A 13,875-nucleotide genomic window follows, 5' to 3' on the forward strand; every position below is an offset into this window, starting at 1 on the left:
ATGCCGGCAAATATTAGAAGTTTGTTTTCAACTAGGCTTTTGCTGGAGGTCGCGGACCATGCCAACCTCCCATCCGATGGATCCGGTCAGTCACAGGGATGCCCAAATCTGCCGGGGTTGTTGGGATCAAATGCATGTCCCCATTCCGATTCGTGGCGCGCTTGCGCTGCCGTTCCGCATGTTTGGTGTCACCCGCAGCAAGATGAACCCCAACATCTGCACGATTTGCGAGCGGTCGTTTCGTTACGTCAAGAAGCAGCGCCATGTTACCGCGACCGCAACCATCTTGTTTGCTGATATCAGAGGGTTCACTGCCCTCTCGGAGCAGATCGAGCCGATCAGGTTGAGTGAGATTGTCAGCCTGTTTCATGACCGATGCGCGCAGGCGATCTGGGCTCACGACGGTATCGTCAACAAGCAGATGGGCGATGGCTTGATGGCGATCTTCAATTTTCCGATCCTGAGAAAGGATCATGCCGCCGCCGCGGTTATGGCGGCGCTCGACATACAGCAACACTGCACCGCGGTATTCGAAAGCCTTGATCGTGATCACAGCTTCGGTGTCGGTGTCGGTATTCACACCGGCGAGGTCGAGATCGGTGAGTTTTCGAGCTTCCGTAGCGATTTTACGGCAATTGGTGGTGCTGTTAATCTTGCGTCGAGGCTGGAATCGCAGGCAGGCGCAGGCGAGATCGTCATGTCGCCGGAATCTGCATCTCAGGCTGCGCATCTCACAGCCGCAGCGCATGCCCGTGCGCTGTCGCTGAAAGGCATAGAATTGCCGGTACAGGCGAGCGTGCTGGTTCGGAGATGATTTTCCGACCACACAGCGGCAGAATAGATCGAGGCCGTCGCCGACTCTATCGCGATAACATCTCGCTTTCGATCAATAGGGACGGCTAATCCATGCACATTGGCCTCGAAAGGGTAAGCTTTTTCCAAACGGAGCGAACGCGGCGAACAAGAGAACTCGTTACCGCCGCGATAGCGATCTTTCGCACTTGAGGTTGAGCGCGACGCCTCCGGAGATCGGTCTCGCGTTGCCGCGCCCTGAAAGGCTAGCGCGCAATCAGCGTGGGCAGTTGGCGACGTATCGCCGGCCGTATCGATCGCGGTAGTAGCACTGGCCGGGCTGCCCGGCGACATTGCCGATGACGGCGCCAGCGGCGCCACCTATGGCCGCACCCACAGCGGCGCCGCGCACATTGCCGGTCGCTATACCGCCAATGACCGCGCCCGAGGCTGCACCAATTCCCGCTCCTTGCTGGGTCGGCGTGCATCCGGCCATCGTGGCTCCTGCTAGAAGCAGCAAAATCGACATGCGTTTCATCTTGTTTCCTTCCTGCTGAATTCGTTCGCGCGACGGTAGATAGAGGCATTTCGGAAAAGACAATCGCTGCTTTGCGTTCGCTTCTGTTGCCGGCTTCTTTCGATCAATCGATGCCGGTGTCTCCATTGCCTATTGGACCGCTTGCGCCAATTAAGATTGGTTTCAACAAGGAGCAGGGTCCCGTCATGAACGAGCATGAAGAGAACATTCGCCGCCGTGCCTATGAGATCTGGGAGCAGGAGGGCCGCCCACACGGGCAGGATATGAAACATTGGCTACAGGCGTTCAAGGAATTTGGCGAGCGCGTCGATGCTGCGACAAAGCCGACGGTGAAGGTGAAATCCGCGAAGCCGCGAGCCGCAGCGAAATCCGCGGCTGAAAAGCCGGCGACGAAGAAGACAAAAGCGGCTGGGGTCGCAATAGCCGCGTCTTCCCAAGACAAGCCCCGTCGCTCACGCTCTCCGAAGTCCGTCACGACGCATTAGATTTTCATTCCGGCTTTGGGCCGAGTTATACGACGCGGTGCGTCCGTATGTTTGGGCGTAACGATTTGAGTCGCGCGCAATTGGGCGGGCGACGAAGACGGCCATGACCGCAAGCAGCCTTCGGAGTTGTTTAGGCCAACACCTTGGCCTCCACAGCGGCTGCGACGAAGGCATCTCTGGCGGCTTCCAGGTGCGCGAGGTGGTTCATGGCCTCCACGCACCGGCGCTTGGCCGCCTCAACGTGCATGCTGCTTTGGAGTGGCCATCTGTGCTCCAGATACTCAACCGCTTCGGCCGGACCATGGATATATTCAGAGGGTCGTGTCCCAATCTGAATTGCCACGGGCGCCGCCCATGTTGGTTCAGTTGCGTGGCCGATCGTGTTCATGACGAACCTCCTCTTTGCCAACGAGCGATAAGCGGGATGTAGGTGTTTGTGTGAACCGATCAACCCGTCGTGAGACCGTGACTTGATTGGCATTTTCATCCGTCGATCAGCCACGCGGGCCAATCAGTGAACGCTCGGGAACTTGGCCAACACGGCGTAGTCCTCTGCGACGAGTTCACTGATTGCAATCAGAACCTCTTCGGCTGAGAAGCCGGAGGCGATTGTCGTTCGAATGAGCTCCTGGAGATCCGGTTCGATCACCTCCCGGCAGTCCTCGAGCCGTTCATCGGAAACAGTCAGGCTGTGCAGTTCTTCCATAGTTGGTCCTTTCTCGGGATGGGGCTGCCGTTGAGAACATCGCACGGCAATATTTTTGACAGCCTATCGGCTGGAGGAGCGTCGCCTCGGCGAGGCCAGGAGACCTTCGCGCTGCAACTTCTTCCGGGCAGCCTTGCGCTGCCTGGCGATTGCCTGCGCCCGTTCACGGACTCTCCGCTCGGATGGTTTCTCATAGGATCGGCGTTCCTTCATTTCGCGGAACAATCCCTCGCGCTGCATCTTCTTCTTCAGCGCGCGCATGGCCTGCTCGACGTTGTTGTCTCTGACGATGACCTGCATCTTTTTCTCCTGGCTTTGAGGATGGGGTGCGTCTCAGCCAAGCTGCTGAGCGATCAGGTCCTGCAGTTCTCGCAGCGTGAGAAGGCAGGGGTAAGGTTTCCAGTTCTTGTCCGGGCTGCGAGCGGCGTCATCGCGCTCGCGCGGACCCGCCGTGATGCGACGGCGATATTGGGTTTGTTCAGTTGAAATCCTTCGCCGCACTTGCTGCATGCTCAACACGGCGCCGGTTTTTCGATCACGCAGACCGAAGGAAAGCGAAGATACGACGCGCGAGGCATCGGCCGTGCCAGGTTCGTATTTTTGGGTGTCCGCATAAGATGGGAATGCGAGCGACCCGTTGCAAGGCTTCGATCGCCGCACACCCCGTTCCGGAGCGTCGCGCTTCGTCAGCCGTCACATGCTTGATGTCGTGGAGGTCGAGAGACAGGATCCGCCGCTCGCGGATTTTTGGCGAGGTCACCGCAAAACAAACGATGTGAGTTTTGCAGTGACCTCTTGATGACTAGGAATGTAATCATCCAAGCACATGCTACCTGAAGTGCAGCGATATGGAATTTATCACATACGGTAATCCACATGTACTTTGGGAGCGGGTGCCTATTGCGTGGATGACGGCTATGAGCCTTTCGGGGGAATATCGGGTCTGAACGGTGATACTGCGGTTTGTAGCCGCCCCTATTTCGTATGATGCGTCAACCGGGCGAAAGGTGATTCGGCCGTTTCCGGACCACCATCTTTGATAAATAAATCGCATCCGATTAAATCGGATGTTGACGTCTGTGCTCGGCCCGCGTATTTAAAGCGTATCCGAGTTATTCGCGCGCGAAACAAATCGAGCGGAAAGGACTTCGCTATGTGGCACGGGAACAGATTCATGCAGTCGGTACAATCGGTCGTCAGTGTGACGAAGGCCAAGGAACGCTGGATTGTCAGCGATCATCCAAACACACCCCAGGCCTATGGCGAATTTACGCGGGTGCTCGACCCATCCGTCTATGAGGGGCTCCCCGATGATTGGTTGATCGGGATAACCGACGTCGTCGACTCGACGTCGGCGATCAAGTCAGGGCGTTACGAAGACGTCAACTACGCCGGCGCATCGGTGATCGCCGCCGTTGGAAACGCCTGGGGCAACTTCGATTTTCCCTTCGTGTTTCGCGGAGACGGGGCTGCGTTCGCGCTGCCGCCCCATGGGATCATGACCGCGACTTCCGCGTTGCGGCAGGTGGTCGCCTTTGCCAGTGCCAATCTCAACCTGGCTCTTCGGGCCGGTTTGGTGCGCGTGGGCGCGATACGTGCCAATGGACGTGACGTGCGCATCGCGCACTATGCCGCCTCTGAAAACGCGACCTATGCGATGTTTGCCGGCGGCGGCCTAAAATGGGCGGAGCGTCAGATCAAGAATGGTCGATACCTAGTGAAGCCGGGCAGCTACACGACGAAACCCGATCTGACCGGCCTGACCTGCGATTGGGAGCCGTTTCCCAGCCAGAGGGGCGAGATCCTGTCGCTGCTGGTCGAGCCAGCCGAAGATAGGAGCCCGGAGGTCTTTGCGTCCTTGGCGAAGTGCGTGCTTTCGGTTCTCGACGCCGGCACGCGGCTAGCCCAGCCGGCATCGCGGGAGACCGCCATCCCCAGGGACAGTGCCAGGTCGGTCGACCGCGAAAGCTGGTTGGCCGTCGCCTCCAGCTCCGACTTCCGCAAATATGATGACGGCCTGCGTCTCACACTGGATTGCACGAGCGAACAGATCGAAGCGGTCGAGGCCATCCTCGTTGCGGCCAAGGCGCGAGGTGAGGTCAACTTCGGACTCCACCGCCAGTCTCATGCGCTCATGACCTGCTTCGTACCTTCGGGAAAGCCGGATTGTCACCTGCACTTTCTCGACGGTATGGGGGGCGGGTATGCCAAGGCAGCCGAGATGATGGAGGCAAACGAGCTTCCGATGGTGTCATCACGGTAGGTGTGGCTCTGTTGGAATCGGGCGACATTCGGAATAATATCCGGTGCTGCCCGATCGGCTTTGCGATTTCCAGGGGCTTCGGGTGATTCCGGTGCTCGGCTGTTCGATCAGCCGAATCTCTCTTCAAGGGTTGCGCCGCGGCTCGTAGCCAGCGGTGCTTCTCTAATCGGCGTGTCGAGGTCAAGCGCTGTTCGCGTTTTTTCCTGGGGGCGCTCTCGGCGGGACGAGATCACACCGTCGTCTGCAGTCGGCCCGAAGCCGACTTACCCGGACCGGCTAACGCCTACTTTCCGCGATGTTTGCTAAAGAGAGCGACTACGCTGTGAGGGGCATTATCACCAAGAAATCGGCTGAGGTTCTGTGCGGTTTCTTCGGCGACCTTCATGCTTCTGGGAAAGAGGTTCATTTCATAGAGCGCAAGCGCGGCTTCCACATCATCGGGCGTCGAGATGAGCACATTTGCAAGCTCGTAGCCATCATACAGGGCAAGGTTGGCACCTTCTCCCGCGAACGGCGACATCAAATGTGCCGCATCGCCAAGCAACGTCACGCCGGGTACTCGTCGCCATTGGTGCTCGACTGGCAGCGCATAAATTGGGCGAAGCACGGGATCGGCCTCACCCTCTGTGATAAGGGCGGTTAGGTGGGAAGCCCATCCTTCGAATTGCTCGGCGATACGAGCCAAGCCAGCCTTCGGGTGGGTGAAGTCGATTGAATTCGCCCAGTCTTCCGGCTTGTTCAAGGCCGCATAGGTATGCAGCATTCCGTTTGCATAGCGGTGCGCCAAGATGGCCTTGCCCGGAGCGACTGCCATAAGCGTGCCACTTCCTATTGCTTCCGCGCTTGCCTTATGGCGCGTGTGGCCATCGAAAAGGATGGTTTCGATGAACAATGTGCCTGAGTAGAGGGGCTTAGCAGGGGACAAAAGCGGACGAACTTTCGACCACGCGCCATCGGCACCCACAAGCAGATCAGAAAGGACGGTTGAACCGTTGGCAAAAGCGACCTCGTGCTGATCTGCGCCATGCGGGGCTATCGATGTGACCCTGTGGCCCCACTTGATCGTTTCCGGGGGAAGCGAGCCGATAAGCATGTTCCGAAGGTGGCCTCGATCAATTTCAGGACGATTGGCGACGTTGTCGCCAGGACTGTCGAATAGGATATGACCGTCCTTATCAACGACCCGTTTTGCATCTTCGCCGTGGCGGACGAGGCCAAGGAAGGTCTCAAAAAGTCCTGCGGCCTTAAGGGCAATCTGGCCGTTGTATTCATGGATATCCAGTAGCCCGCCCTGCGTTCTCGCGCTCGCCGAGGCTTCGGATTCGTAGATGACCGAGGGGATGCCGTGAAGATGGAGAACACGGGCTAGCGTAAGGCCACCGAGACCAGCACCGATGATCGTAATTGGGTTTCGCATTGCAGCGCTCCTATCAAATGCAAGCATGCAGCGTCCGCAGCGCTGATGATTGCTGTAGCCTGATCGTATCAGGCGATTGCTTCGGGAGACGCTGGCCGAGCCGGAGCTATGTGCTCGTCCGACTTGTATTCGGCGGCTGAAATCGGCCTGCCGTTTTTCGCGACGGCATTACCCTTTATTAAAAGCCTGAGTGATGCAACCCTGCCTTCTGCCATTGGCAATCGGACGCCATTGTCGGATGATGACCGCAAATGGCTCATTCCAGCCGAAATCGCTGCTCTAAGGAGCAAAAGTCTTCTGACAGCCACTCCAACTTGTGCAGTGTTCAACGTCTTTTCGCGGCGCGCGCTTCTCTTCGGGGTCGGCTTGGTGAAGATGGGGAACGAAGCCGAATAGCCCATCTATGCTCTGCCGCCACCACCAATCCTGCCCGCCGGTTGGTCGCGGATTGTTGCCAGCGCGCCAAATGCGCGACGCTCTCGTCCCGCGTGCCAGGCGAGCGCCGCATATATCGACGCTTATAGCAGTGAGAATGATCAATCTTTCGCCGGCCCGTCTTGCGTTGCCTTTAGGAGGTTGTCGCGCAGCCGTACCACGGATTTCTGCACGACCGGAAAGTCCTCGCCGAGGCCGGTGGCTTCCACCAGTGGCGCGCCGGGAACCGCCTCAACCAGATTGCGTCCGGCCGGCGTCAGGCTCAGTCGTACCTGCCGCTCGTCAGCGGGATCGCGTTTGCGTTGGATATAGCCCAGGGACTCAAGTTTCTTGAGCATCGGCGTCAGCGTGTTTGATTCCAGGAAGAGCTTTTCGCCGAGCGTTCCCACGGTCTGGTCGTCCTTTTCGGAGAGGGCGACCATTGCGATGTACTGGGTGTAGGTCAGGTTCAGCTTGTCCAGGATCGGCTTGTATGCGCGGCCGAAGGCCAGATTTGCCGAGTAGACCGCGAAGCATAGAAAGTTGGAGAGCTTGTTGCTCTTGCTGTCGCTCTCGCCGGAAGAGGGCGCCCCTGTCTCCAGGTTCTTGGCGGCTTTGGATGCGGACATGGGAGATCCTATTTGGTTGTTCGTCATGCTTTTTATATAAATCGCATCCGATTAAATCGCAATGGTATTGACAATGCATTTTCATCGGCCTATTTAGCTCGCATCCGATTAAAGCGGATACGATGCACAAACCCCAGAAAGGATTCTACCATGACCGAGAAACTCCTCTTTACCGGCAAGACCCACAACAAGGGCGGTCGCAATGGTTTCACACGCAGCAGTGATGGCGAGCTTGACCTTCAGTTGTCGCAGCCGCACCCGGCCGCCGAACGCCTCTTCGGCGCTGCATGGTCGGCTTGCTTCATTGGTGCCATTGAGGTCGCTGCAGCGCAAAGAAAGATCAAGCTGCCCGTTGAGCCCGAGATCGACACGGAAATCGATCTGAACGCCGACGGTGGTTCCTACTTCCTCCGCGCACGCCTGAACGTCAGCGTGCCGGGCATTGAGCGTGATGTCGCCGAAGAACTCATCCACGCAGCGCATGAGATCTGCCCGTATTCCAAGGCAACGCGCGGCAACATCGACGTGGCGCTCAACCTCGTTTGAAGGGATGAGAACGCTCTCGGCGAGAACCAATCCAAAGGTATCGCCAACACCATCATGCAACGGGATGCGCGCCGCCTTCGGTGAAATCGTGCCCGCATCCCGAGCAACCTCAAGCACAGGAGGATATCATGACAGCTCCAGTATCATCGATCACACGGCGTAGCCTGCTTGGCTCCGCGGCGGTTGCCGGCGTCGTCAGTCTCCTGCCGGTATCATTCGCTAGAGCGGCTGACGACGGCAATGCAATCCACCCCTTCCGATTCAAGGCCTCTGATCAGCAGCTTGCCGCTCTGCGCCAGCGGATCAACGCAACCCGATGGCCGGAGCCGGAAACGGTGACCGACAGTTCGCAAGGTGTACAGTATGCAACGACCCGGAAACTCGCTCGCTACTGGGCAAACGAATATGATTGGCGCAAGGTCGAAGCCCGGCTGAATGCTCTGCCGCAGTTTACGACGACGATCGATGGGGTGGACATCCACTTCATTCACGTTCGTTCGAAGCACAAGGATGCGCTGCCGCTCATCGTCACACACGGATGGCCGGGCTCTGTCATCGAGCAGTTGAAGATCATCGAGCCGCTGACGAACCCGAGGGCGCACGGCGGCACGGCGTCGGATGCCTTCGATCTGGTTATCCCGTCGATGCCCGGTTACGGCTTTTCCGGTAAACCAACCACGACCGGCTGGGACCCGATCCGCATTGCGCACGCCTGGATCGAATTGATGAAGCGGCTTGGCTACACCAGATACGTGGCGCAGGGCGGCGATTGGGGCGATGCGGTAACCGAACAGATGGCTCTGATCGCTCCTCCGGAATTGATCGGCATTCATGTCAACATGCCGGCGACCGTTCCAGCCGATATCGCCGCGGCGCTTCAACCCGGCGGCACGCCACCGAAAGGCCTCTCGCCCGAAGAACAGCATGCCTATGATCAACTGGACGATTTCTACAAGCACGGGCTTGGCTATGCGATCGAAATGGCGAACCGTCCGCAGACGCTCTATGGGATCGCGGACTCGCCGGTCGGTCTGGCAGCATGGATGATCGACCACGATATCCGCAGCTACGAGATGATCGCACGCGTCTTCGATGGAAAGGCCGAAGGCCTGACGCGGGACGATATCCTGGACAACATTACACTCTACTGGCTGACGAACACGGCCGTCTCGTCGGCGCGGCTCTACTGGGAAAACAAGCTGGCGTTCTTTGCCGTCAAGAATGTCACCATTCCGGTCGCTGTTAGCATTTTTCCGGATGAGATCTATGCGGCTCCGCGCAGCTGGACGGAACGCGCCTATCCGAAGCTCATCCACTACAACAAGCTCGACAAGGGCGGGCACTTTGCTGCCTGGGAGCAGCCGAAGGGCTTCGCTTCGGAGCTCAGAGCAGCCTTCCACTCGCTGCGGTCGGCGTAGGGGCGGTTAGGACGGCGCTTCAGCGGCGCCGTCTCTTTGGTGACGGTAATCTGCGCGAAGAAGGTCTCGGGAAACCGCCGGGATCGAAGGAGAACCAGGAATGCGTGACGTCGTCGAATTGCAGTTCGATCTTACCCCTCCCACTCGGGAACAGATGGAGCAGCTTGTGGCGGACCTCAGCGAGGAGGATCGCCATCTGCTTTTGGAGCATGGTGAGGAGGCGCCATTCTGTGGCGTGTTCCTCCACGAGCGACGCGAGGGGTTCTTTACCTGCCGGCTCTGCGGCCTTCCGCTGTTCAAGGCCATTGCGAAATTCGAAAGCGGTACAGGCTGGCCGAGCTTCACGGCCCCGGCAGCCGACAATCACCTGCGGCGCGTTCGTGATACCCGCTACGGCATGCTCAGAACGGAAATCGTTTGCGCGCGTTGCGACGCGCATCAGGGGCACGTCTTTCCCGACGGCCCGCCGCCGACAGGCGAGCGCTTCTGCATCAATTCTGGGTCGCTCGAGTTCACCCCGAAAGGGCAGCCGCTTCCCGACAAGCTTGGCCACGGTGGCCCAGAAGGAGAGCCAGCACGATAGATGCTGGCCGTGCCGGAGCGCAATCGTCGGCGTCGAGACGGCGAATGCTCCGGCCCACAGGCGAGTTTTAACCGATCATCAACGCTGATGGGCGACTTCCTTGCGATTTGTCGCAACTGGCGTGCGGCCCAGTCTGTTGATGATTGCGCAATGCACAGGTCCGTCTATTTTGGCCGCATCAACTCGGCGCTTCAACACTTCGCGCGCAACCGGGGCAGGGGATCATGAAAGCGGCCTTCCATACGACCTTGGGGATCTTCGTGGTCCTTCTACCAGCAGCGGCCTTTTGTCAGTCAGGCGGTTGGCAATCCAACGGCAGTGGTACGAGCACCTGGCATGTGTCGCCATCGGAAGGCACCTGCAACGTCAGTCAGGCGCAGAACCGGGCCCGCCGCGCTGGCATCTACCGCACCGACCTTGTCTATCGTGACGAGAACGTTCTGACGCTGAGGGGACTGACCGAATGGGGCGATCGTCGGGAGATCACCTTTGCCAACATCCGAGGATGTCCTGAGGTCGGGTTTCAAGATATGCAGCAGAGCCAACCCGCACGAGCGCCAACCAATCGATGACTTGACGTCGCACGGCTCGCCGGCGTAACTGAGCGCGACGGTTCCCCAAGGACGACTCTAAGGGGATTAATAGGGAACACGGTGAGGACGACCCAAGAGGGACCAAAACCGTGGCTGCCCCCGCAACTGTAGGCGGATTGTCGCTCATCCGAGGTCGATTAGGACCATGTCACTGCGAACCAAATCGCGGGAAGGCAGATGAAGGCATATATCCGTGAGCCAGGAGACCTGCCGTCAATCACGATCCAATCACCCGGGCGGGGATGCCCGGAAAGGAACAGCCATGATTGACCTGAGCCTTCACCGATATAGAGCCTACATCCGTCTCGATTGGGTTTTCCGCCGCTAGCATTAACTCGGCGTGCCGTCATTCCATGCGGTTACGCCGGCAATAGACGCTGGCCCCTTTCCTCCTAATCGAGATTCCCTATGCGTAGATTTCTTGCAGCCATTGCGCTTGCCTTCGGCTTTGGCTTGGCAGCGCCAAGTCTTGCCGCCACCCAGTATCCATTGACCATCAACAATTGCGGCCGCGAGGTCGTCTTCAATAAGGCGCCGGCGAAAATCGTATCGGTCGGTCAGGGCATGACCGAAGTTCTTTTCTCGCTCGGGCTGGCGGACAGGATTGCCGGAACGGCAGTCTGGGTCGGCCCGGTTTTGCCGCAATATGCCGAAGTCAACGCGAGGATCAAACGGCTTGCCGACAACGATCCGAGCTTTGAATCCGTCGTCGGTCAGGAGCCGGATCTGGTCGCCGCCGAGTTTGAGTGGCACGTCGGTCAGCAAGGGTCCATCGGCAAGCGGGAGCAATTCGCCGAACTCGGCATCAATACCTACATCGCGCCGGCGGATTGCGTCGCCAAGATCAATGCCGACAGCGGCGACGGCGTTCGCAAGGAACTGTTCACGATGAACCTGATCTATCGGGAGATCGCTGAGCTGGCCGAAATCTTCGACATCACGGACCGCGGCAATGCGCTCATCGCCGAACTGCAGCAACGCGAAGCGCGGGCTGTCGCATCGGTTGCCGGTACCGCTGCGAAGAACCTCCCGGTCGTCTTCTGGTTCTCCAGCAAGGAAATCAACGGCGATGCATTCATCGCCGGAAAGAACAGCGCCCCGGCCTATATCCTGAAGATGCTCGGTGCGAAGAATGTGGTCGCGACAGACGAGGAGTGGCCGCTCGTCGGCTGGGAGACGATTGCAGAGGCCAATCCAGCTGTTATCGTCGTAGCCACGATGGACCGGCGCCGCTATGGGGCGGATGACCCCACGGTAAAGCTCAACTTTCTGGCAAAGGACCCGGTCACGAGCCAACTCGATGCCGTCAGGAATAAGCGCTTCGTCATGATGGATGCCCAATCGATGAACCCGACGATTCGGACGATCGACGGGATCGAGATACTGGCGAAGGGCATCAGTTCCTTCGGTCTGGCGCAGTGAGCGGCGCCATTCTCAGGCAGTCGGTACGGTGGGCGCATGGTGCGCTCGCCGTTGCTGCATTCTCCCTGCTTGCTCTAATGATTGGTCTCGCCGTTTCGATCGGGGAGATATCGATCCCGTTGGCGACGACCGCGAAAGCGGTGTCGAACCGCCTCCTCGGTACGACTTTCGAGCTTAGCCGCATCCATCAAGGCATCATCTGGGACTATAGATTGAGCCGAGCCTTGGTGGCCGCAAGTGCCGGGGCGTCGCTCGCGCTCAGCGGCGCGGTTCTGCAGGCGTTGCTGCGCAACCCGTTGGCCGAACCCTACGTGCTCGGCGTTTCCGCAGGAGCCTCGACCGGCGCTGTTGGCGTGATGCTGCTCGGCTTCGGCTATGGTGTTCTCAGCCTGTCCAGCGGCGCCTTTATCGGCGCCGTGATCGCCTTCCTGCTCGTTGCCTTTCTTGCGGCAGGCGCCGGAGGCACTAGCGAGCGCATCATTCTTTGCGGCGTCGCCGGATCGCAGCTCTTCAATGCGGCCACCTCCTATATCGTCACGACCTCGGCAAATGCCGAGCAGGCGAGGGGCGTCATGTTCTGGTTGCTTGGCTCGCTGAGCGGTGTCCGCTGGCCTGACGTCTATCTGGCCGTGCCGGTGACGGTGCTCGGCTTCATCGTTTCGCTGTTCCATGTGCGGGCGCTGGATGCCTTCGTCTTCGGAACGGACGCGGCGGCATCGTTGGGTATTGCGGTCAGGCGTGTGCAGGTGGTGCTTCTTGGAACAACGGCGCTGATGACAGCAACCGTGGTCAGCATGGTTGGCGCAATCGGTTTTGTCGGACTGGTCATCCCGCATGCCGCGAGGTTCCTCGTCGGGCCCACGCATGATCGCCTGCTTCCGGCGACCGTGCTCGGCGGCGCGATCTTCATGGTCGGCGCCGATATCATCTCGCGGATCATCATCCCGCAACAAGTCTTGCCAATCGGGGTCGTCACGGCCTTGTTCGGCGCGCCTGCCTTTGCGGTCATCCTTTATCGCGCTCGGAGGACGGCATGAGCATCAGCCTCGACAATGTGAGCTTTACAGCAGGCAACTCGCTGATCCTCAACGGCGTCAGCCTGACGGTGCAGGCAGGAACGGTTCTCGGGCTGCTCGGGCCCAACGGATCCGGCAAGTCGAGTCTGTTGCGGCTGATCTGCCGGTTGCGGAAGGTGCGCAGCGGCATTGTTCGTTTGGGCGAGAGCGACGTTTCGACTATGGCGCGGAGCGATCTCGCGCGCCGTGTTGCTTTCGTCGAGCAGCAGGCGACAACCGAGACGCAGTTGACCGCAAAGGATGTTGTGCGCCTCGGGCGCACGCCTCATCGCAGTCTCCTGTCGCCCTTGGGTGCAAAGGATGATGCTGCCGTGGATGAGGCGCTCTCGCGCGTCGGCATGGAAGGCCGAGCGAGGCAACTTTGGCAGACGCTCTCCGGCGGCGAGCGGCAGCGTGTCCATATCGCGCGTGCCCTTGCGCAGAGCCCGACCGAACTACTCCTTGATGAGCCTACAAACCACCTGGACATCCAGCATCAGCTCGAGATCCTGGGCCTGATTTCCAGGCTCGGCGTCACCTGCATCGTCGCGCTGCACGATCTCAATCTGGCCGCCATGTTCTGCGATCAGCTGGCTGTGCTCCAGCGGGGTAAAATCGTTGCGACGGGGACGCCGCAGCACGTGCTGACGCGGGATCTGATCGGCGACGTGTTCGGCGTGCAGGCGCATGTCGAGACGTCCTTGATCCATGGGCGGTGCAACATTCAATACATTATCGCCTGACGATGCTGCTGTTGGGCCCAAGCATGGCGGGCTGAACGAACGCCCGAGGTACGGTGCCCTTCGGGCCTGTTGCTCATCGACAAATACCTCACCAAGAACCGGCACCGACCATCCGTGGCGCTGTCAAGGAACGGCGTATGCTACCGTAAAATACGTTGGGTGCTCCACCGAATGCGCTTATGCTGCGTCTGCTAACAAAACATGTGTCTTACGGCGCGAGCTGTCCATTCACAGAGCGGACGTGGACCGAGAATACTATCCCGGGCATAGG

16 protein-coding genes and 1 riboswitch are annotated in these 13,875 nt (G+C 59.2%); of the genes, 10 read left to right on the forward strand and 6 right to left on the reverse strand.

Features of this window, described 5'->3' with window-relative positions; translation table 11 throughout:
• The first annotated feature begins 58 nt into the window (after positions 1-58).
• On the forward strand, positions 59-814 hold the full coding sequence (locus tag K9B32_RS19245; RefSeq protein ID WP_224565071.1) for an adenylate/guanylate cyclase domain-containing protein: 756 nt from the start codon (positions 59-61) through the stop codon (positions 812-814).
• A 255-nt stretch (positions 815-1,069) separates the two neighbouring features.
• Here K9B32_RS19245 and K9B32_RS19250 read toward each other — a convergent pair whose 3' ends face one another.
• The gene (locus K9B32_RS19250) at positions 1,070-1,330 is read right to left on the reverse strand and encodes a YMGG-like glycine zipper-containing protein (RefSeq protein ID WP_007791316.1); all 261 of its coding nucleotides are present in this window, start codon (positions 1,328-1,330) and stop codon (positions 1,070-1,072) included.
• 185 nt (positions 1,331-1,515) lie between these two features.
• Between K9B32_RS19250 and K9B32_RS19255 the strand changes: the two genes are divergently transcribed.
• Positions 1,516-1,815 (forward strand): DUF2934 domain-containing protein, encoded by a 300-nt coding sequence (locus K9B32_RS19255; protein WP_007791319.1) that lies wholly within the window; start codon positions 1,516-1,518, stop codon positions 1,813-1,815.
• 130 nt (positions 1,816-1,945) lie between these two features.
• On the opposite strand, the gene K9B32_RS19260 is transcribed toward K9B32_RS19255, so the two are convergent.
• From K9B32_RS19260 to rpsU, 3 genes are all read right to left on the reverse strand, one after another.
• Complete coding sequence (locus tag K9B32_RS19260; RefSeq protein WP_007791322.1) at positions 1,946-2,203, reverse strand: DUF982 domain-containing protein; 258 nt, start codon at positions 2,201-2,203, stop codon at positions 1,946-1,948.
• A gap of 123 nt (positions 2,204-2,326) precedes the next feature.
• On the reverse strand, positions 2,327-2,521 hold the full coding sequence (locus K9B32_RS19265; RefSeq protein WP_007791326.1) for a hypothetical protein: 195 nt from the start codon (positions 2,519-2,521) through the stop codon (positions 2,327-2,329).
• A gap of 63 nt (positions 2,522-2,584) precedes the next feature.
• Complete coding sequence (gene rpsU / locus K9B32_RS19270; RefSeq protein ID WP_007791329.1) at positions 2,585-2,821, reverse strand: 30S ribosomal protein S21; 237 nt, start codon at positions 2,819-2,821, stop codon at positions 2,585-2,587.
• An 874-nt stretch (positions 2,822-3,695) separates the two neighbouring features.
• On the opposite strand from rpsU, the gene K9B32_RS19275 reads away from it, so the two are divergent.
• Complete coding sequence (locus K9B32_RS19275) at positions 3,696-4,784, forward strand: DUF3095 family protein (RefSeq protein WP_224565073.1); 1,089 nt, start codon at positions 3,696-3,698, stop codon at positions 4,782-4,784.
• A 283-nt stretch (positions 4,785-5,067) separates the two neighbouring features.
• On the opposite strand, the gene K9B32_RS19280 is transcribed toward K9B32_RS19275, so the two are convergent.
• Positions 5,068-6,201 (reverse strand): FAD-dependent oxidoreductase, encoded by a 1,134-nt coding sequence (locus tag K9B32_RS19280; protein WP_224565075.1) that lies wholly within the window; start codon positions 6,199-6,201, stop codon positions 5,068-5,070.
• A 536-nt stretch (positions 6,202-6,737) separates the two neighbouring features.
• The gene (locus K9B32_RS19285) at positions 6,738-7,244 is read right to left on the reverse strand and encodes a MarR family winged helix-turn-helix transcriptional regulator (protein ID WP_224565077.1); all 507 of its coding nucleotides are present in this window, start codon (positions 7,242-7,244) and stop codon (positions 6,738-6,740) included.
• A gap of 150 nt (positions 7,245-7,394) precedes the next feature.
• Here K9B32_RS19285 and K9B32_RS19290 point away from each other — a divergent pair, with 150 nt between their 5' ends.
• The 7 genes from K9B32_RS19290 to K9B32_RS19320 all read left to right on the forward strand — a co-directional run bounded on the left by K9B32_RS19290 (position 7,395) and on the right by K9B32_RS19320 (position 13,604).
• Positions 7,395-7,790: an organic hydroperoxide resistance protein gene (locus tag K9B32_RS19290; protein ID WP_132593015.1), complete on the forward strand. Its 396-nt coding sequence runs from the start codon at positions 7,395-7,397 to the stop codon at positions 7,788-7,790.
• A gap of 128 nt (positions 7,791-7,918) precedes the next feature.
• Positions 7,919-9,208 carry an epoxide hydrolase family protein gene (locus tag K9B32_RS19295; protein WP_224565079.1) on the forward strand — a complete coding sequence of 430 codons (1,290 nt, stop codon included), beginning with the start codon at positions 7,919-7,921 and terminating at the stop codon, positions 9,206-9,208.
• Positions 9,209-9,308: 100 nt separating this feature from the next.
• Positions 9,309-9,791: a peptide-methionine (R)-S-oxide reductase MsrB gene (gene msrB / locus K9B32_RS19300; protein WP_224565081.1), complete on the forward strand. Its 483-nt coding sequence runs from the start codon at positions 9,309-9,311 to the stop codon at positions 9,789-9,791.
• Positions 9,792-10,015: 224 nt separating this feature from the next.
• Entirely contained in the window at positions 10,016-10,363 is a 348-nt protein-coding gene (locus K9B32_RS19305; RefSeq protein WP_224565083.1) for a hypothetical protein, read from the forward strand.
• 21 nt (positions 10,364-10,384) lie between these two features.
• Positions 10,385-10,614: riboswitch (cobalamin riboswitch) on the forward strand.
• 178 nt (positions 10,615-10,792) lie between these two features.
• Complete coding sequence (locus K9B32_RS19310; RefSeq protein ID WP_224565085.1) at positions 10,793-11,806, forward strand: ABC transporter substrate-binding protein; 1,014 nt, start codon at positions 10,793-10,795, stop codon at positions 11,804-11,806.
• The gene (locus K9B32_RS19315; protein ID WP_224565087.1) at positions 11,803-12,843 is read left to right on the forward strand and encodes a FecCD family ABC transporter permease; all 1,041 of its coding nucleotides are present in this window, start codon (positions 11,803-11,805) and stop codon (positions 12,841-12,843) included. The genes K9B32_RS19310 and K9B32_RS19315 overlap by 4 nt, the downstream gene beginning before the upstream one ends.
• Complete coding sequence (locus K9B32_RS19320) at positions 12,840-13,604, forward strand: ABC transporter ATP-binding protein (RefSeq protein WP_224565088.1); 765 nt, start codon at positions 12,840-12,842, stop codon at positions 13,602-13,604. The genes K9B32_RS19315 and K9B32_RS19320 overlap by 4 nt, the downstream gene beginning before the upstream one ends.
• Positions 13,605-13,875 lie beyond the last annotated feature (271 nt).

The sequence above is a fragment of the Rhizobium sp. 3T7 genome, assembly GCF_020166565.1.
In the GTDB taxonomy this organism is placed as follows: Bacteria; Pseudomonadota; Alphaproteobacteria; order Rhizobiales; family Rhizobiaceae; genus Rhizobium.